Origin of the sequence: Sulfurimonas sp. (assembly GCF_019429335.1) — a bacterium.
GTDB lineage: Bacteria > Campylobacterota > Campylobacteria > Campylobacterales > Sulfurimonadaceae > Sulfurimonas.
The window spans coordinates 1-4054 of sequence record NZ_JAHYJB010000053.1; the positions used below are offsets into that span (position 1 = coordinate 1).

The window sequence follows — 4054 nt, forward strand, 5'->3', positions numbered from 1 at the left end:
AAGAGTCATATATGCTTTACAACAATCTAATCGATAATTTAAAGGTCAGAGATTCACAAACTCTCTTTTTGGGTGCGGTTGCATCCACTGCTGCTGAGCATCATGAAAATGCGATAGCACTCTTAGAACTCTCAAAGATGAAAAACCCAGACTTTTTAGAGAGCAGATATGCACTTGGACTTCTATATCTTGAGGCAAAAAACAACAAAGGCGCTGTTATTCAGCTCTCAAGAGTTACTAAAAACAATTTTAATTCGGAGTATTTTAACTTTGTGATTGATGCGGATAAGTTAATGTTTGAAAAGAGTCAGGCACAGAAGTGAAAGTTACTTCTTACTCTCGCTCATAAAATAGCCGACAAGCGTCTCAGAAGCTACAAGTTCACTTCCTATACCAACATTTAATCTAAAATTGTGCGGGAGATATATAGTAGTTACGCCGTTTACCATAAAACCGTATCTCATGCCCTGAAATAGACTTTGAGCCTCTTGAATATCAATATCTATACACTTAAAGCTCTGCTTTAACTTGTGGACAACCCTTATCTTGTTTGATGATTTTATATCGCTAAAAACTAATTCACTGTTTTCATTGATGCTATTTGAGAGAGGACTAAGAGGAGAGAGTCTGGCACCTTTTTTCATCTCTATATGTTCGAGTACAGAAGTAAACGGAGCCCTAAGAAGAGAGACATTAAGATAAGTACTATCAATCTCTACTTTAAACCCGCTGCCGCTTTTCTCATGTAGCTCTTCTATAGAAATGAGTGTTCCATCAACTGGACTTGCTACACTGTTCTCCTGATAAAGCATATTTTGCCTCTCAGGATTTCTAAAGACAAAAATAAAAAAAAGTGTTGATAAAAATGCTAAAAGCCCGAGAAAATCAAAATCAAAAAATGCAAATACCAATAGCAGCACAACAGAGCCAATCAGGTAGCTCCATCCCTCTTTGGCAATAGGCAAAAGATTATTTTTCATCTGTTTCCTCTTTATCTTGCTCTATCTCCTCTTCCTTTGCATTTTCAGCCATTTTTGCATCGGCCTTCAACTCCTCTTCAATATCATCTACAACGATATTTACTTTGGACTCTATGCCGCTTTCTTTCTCAAATGCTATAATAATATTTCTAACCTCTTCACCGGTAATGTTCTCTTTTTTGTAAAGAAGTTTTACTATGCTCTCTATGGCAGGTTTATACTCTTGGAGTCGTTTTAGAACATCTCTATATCTCTCTGTAAGTGAATATTTTATGAATTCATCCATATTCTCTGCCATTTTGTCACTATACTCTCTCGTAGCCTGACCCATTCCGCCAAGAAATGAGTGTCTGCTCTTTTCTAAAACCATTAAACCTGCAACATCACTCATTCCGTATGTCTGAACCATCGATTTTATAATATCCGTTGCGCGCTCAAGGTCATTTCCGGCACCCGTTGAGATCTCACCAATAAAGACCTCTTCAGCTGCACGTCCGCCAAGCAGAACGTCAACCTCAGCCCAGAGTTCATGCTGCTGCATCATAAATTTATTCTCTTCCGGTGTGTTTAAAGTATATCCTAAAGCCGCCAAACCACGTGGAACAATAGAGACTTTTGAAACTTTTTTAGCACCCTTTGTCGTCTCTGCAAGAAGAGCGTGTCCGCTCTCATGATATGCCACTATTTTCTTCTCTTTAGGGTTTATTCTGCGAGACTTTTTAGCAAGACCTGCCAAAGCGCGCTCTACAGACTCATAAAGATCTTTTTGTGTAACCGTTTTTTGACTTTTTCTGCCTGCTAAAAGTGCAGCTTCATTAATAACATTAGCTAAGTCTGCACCTGCCAAGCCTGCCGTTAGACGAGCGACCTCTCTAAGGTCTACGTCATCATCCATTTTTACGCCTTTAACGTGAACCATTAAAATTTTAATACGCCCCTCGTAGTCTGGCTTGTCAACCAAAACCTGTCTGTCAAAACGTCCCGGGCGCAAAAGTGCCTGATCAAGTATCTCAGGTCTGTTGGTTGCCGCTAAAATAATAACAGGCGTATCTGTTCCAAAACCGTCCATCTCTGCCAAAAGCTGATTAAGTGTCTGTTCTCTCTCATCATTTCCGCCCATATTTGCACCTGCGGCACGGCTTTTTCCTATGGCATCAATCTCATCTATAAAAATAATACTCGGCGCATCTTTTTTAGCTTGCTCAAATAAATCGCGGACACGAGCCGCACCAACACCTACAAACATCTCGATAAAACTAGAACCAGTTACAGAAAAGAAAGGCACATCGGCTTCACCTGCAACAGCTTTTGCCAGAAGTGTCTTTCCTGTACCTGGACTTCCTACCAGTAAAACACCTTTTGGTATCTTGGCGCCTATCTCTACATAACGCCCCGGATATTTTAAAAAGTCGACTATCTCTTGAACTTCCTCTTTTGCCTCTTCAACACCTGCAACATCGTCAAACTTCGTTTTTGGTTTTTCAGAGTTTATCATCTTCTTTGATGTGCCCATTCCCAAAATTCCACTACCCATGCTTTTTTGCATACGTCCCGCAAAAAACATCCATATAGCTATAATTATTAAAAACGGGAAAAGCCATCCGAACATCTCTGTAAACCAGTTTGTTTCACTAAAGCCGCTGTATTCTATGCCCTGCTTATCAAGCTCTTCGGTTAGTTTTGCATCGCTTGGCACAATTCTGGTTGTATAAAGAGTTAAACTGTCTGACGAGTGTGCTTTAATATAGCTCTGACCAATATCAACTTTGTTTACACCCTTGGTTTCTATTAATGATTTTAACTCTGAATAGCTTATCTGTTTTGCTTTTTTTGCTCCCGCAACTGCACTATCCGAGCCGCTATTCTCACCAATAAGTGCTTTAAATAGCAGAATAATTACTACTGAAAATATTGCGAAAGTGATAAGAGGATTTTTATTGAAAAAATTATTATCGTTGTTGTTGTTATCTTTGTTTTGCATATCTATTTTTTACCTTGTTTTAGTATTAATGTAACCCATCCGTCCTCGGCTATCTTCTCTTTTATTTCAAAATCTTGATAAAATTTTAAAACCTTAGACTCGTATTTATCCAATATACCGGACAAGATAAGAACGCCACCCTGCTTTAAAACAGTTTTCAAATCATTTGCTATAAAAATCAAAACGTCTGCGACTATATTTGCCACTACGATGTCATAACTATCTTTAGCAATACTGCAAGAGCCTTCCCAGAGATTATTGAACTTTACAGAGTTTAATTCTGCATTTTGCGTACTATTTTCTACGCATGCTATATCCGTGTCGCAGGCATCTACCACAGCGCCTAGTTTTATTGCCGCGACACCGAGTATGCCACTTCCGCAACCAACATCTAAAACTCTATCGCCTTTTTTTACATACTTAGCAATGGCCCTTAGTGCCGATGCGGTTGTCGGATGGTGTCCTGTCCCAAATGCCAATGCAGGATCTATTGCTATATTAATTAAATCTTTGCTTGGCTCATCCCATGTCGGGTGAATATAAAATTTATCAATGCAAAGCGGTTGAACGCTCTCTTGGTAAACCTTTACCCAGTCACTGCTTTTAAGCTTAGCTTGCTTGCACTCAAGCTCTATGCTATCTCCTGTTGCCTTTTGCAAAGCCTCTCTGAACTGTTCCAGTCCCCATACGATAGTGTCAAGCTCATCATCACTTCTAATAATAAAACCGGTATCCGTCTCTTCAAAACCTACCGGCAAAGTATCTGCTAAAAAATCTGAGAAGAGAGAGTGGTGAGAAGAGACATTGACAACTAATTCAAAGTAATACTCTTGCATTACCCCTCTATACCCATAACAGCACCAAGCTTCTCTTTTAAAACCTGTGGCGTAAACGGTTTTACAATATAGTTGTTAACACCGGCTTTTAGAGCAGTTATAACCTCTGCTTTACCTCCCTCAGTCGTTACCATGATTATCGGCAAATCTTTAAAACGAGCATCTGCTCTAACTTTTTTAACAAGCTCTAGGCCATTCATCTCAGGCATATTCCAATCCGTTATCAACATGTCAACATCAGGATTTGTATCTAATGC

At 39.3% G+C, this 4054-nt stretch carries 4 protein-coding genes and 1 pseudogene; 1 reads left to right on the top strand and 4 read right to left on the bottom strand.

Annotated features, from left to right (window positions below):
* Positions 1 to 323: pseudogene (locus K0A91_RS10640) on the top strand (hypothetical protein); the annotation flags it as partial.
* A 3-nt stretch (positions 324 to 326) separates the two neighbouring features.
* Here K0A91_RS10640 and K0A91_RS10645 read toward each other — a convergent pair.
* From K0A91_RS10645 to K0A91_RS10660, 4 genes are all read right to left on the bottom strand, one after another.
* Positions 327 to 980, bottom strand: coding sequence for a phosphatidylserine decarboxylase (locus tag K0A91_RS10645; protein WP_295010164.1), 654 nt, complete (start codon positions 978 to 980; stop codon positions 327 to 329).
* A complete protein-coding gene (gene ftsH, locus K0A91_RS10650) occupies positions 970 to 2961 on the bottom strand; it encodes an ATP-dependent zinc metalloprotease FtsH (protein WP_295010165.1) in 1992 nt (663 codons plus the stop codon). Before ftsH ends, K0A91_RS10645 begins: the two co-directional genes overlap by 11 nt.
* Positions 2962 to 2963: 2 nt before the next feature.
* The gene (locus K0A91_RS10655; RefSeq protein ID WP_295010166.1) at positions 2964 to 3797 is read right to left on the bottom strand and encodes a 50S ribosomal protein L11 methyltransferase; all 834 of its coding nucleotides are present in this window, start codon (positions 3795 to 3797) and stop codon (positions 2964 to 2966) included.
* Positions 3797 to 4054: response regulator (locus tag K0A91_RS10660; RefSeq protein WP_295010167.1), on the bottom strand; the 258-nt coding region annotated here is incomplete at its 5' end. The genes K0A91_RS10660 and K0A91_RS10655, both read right to left, overlap by 1 nt.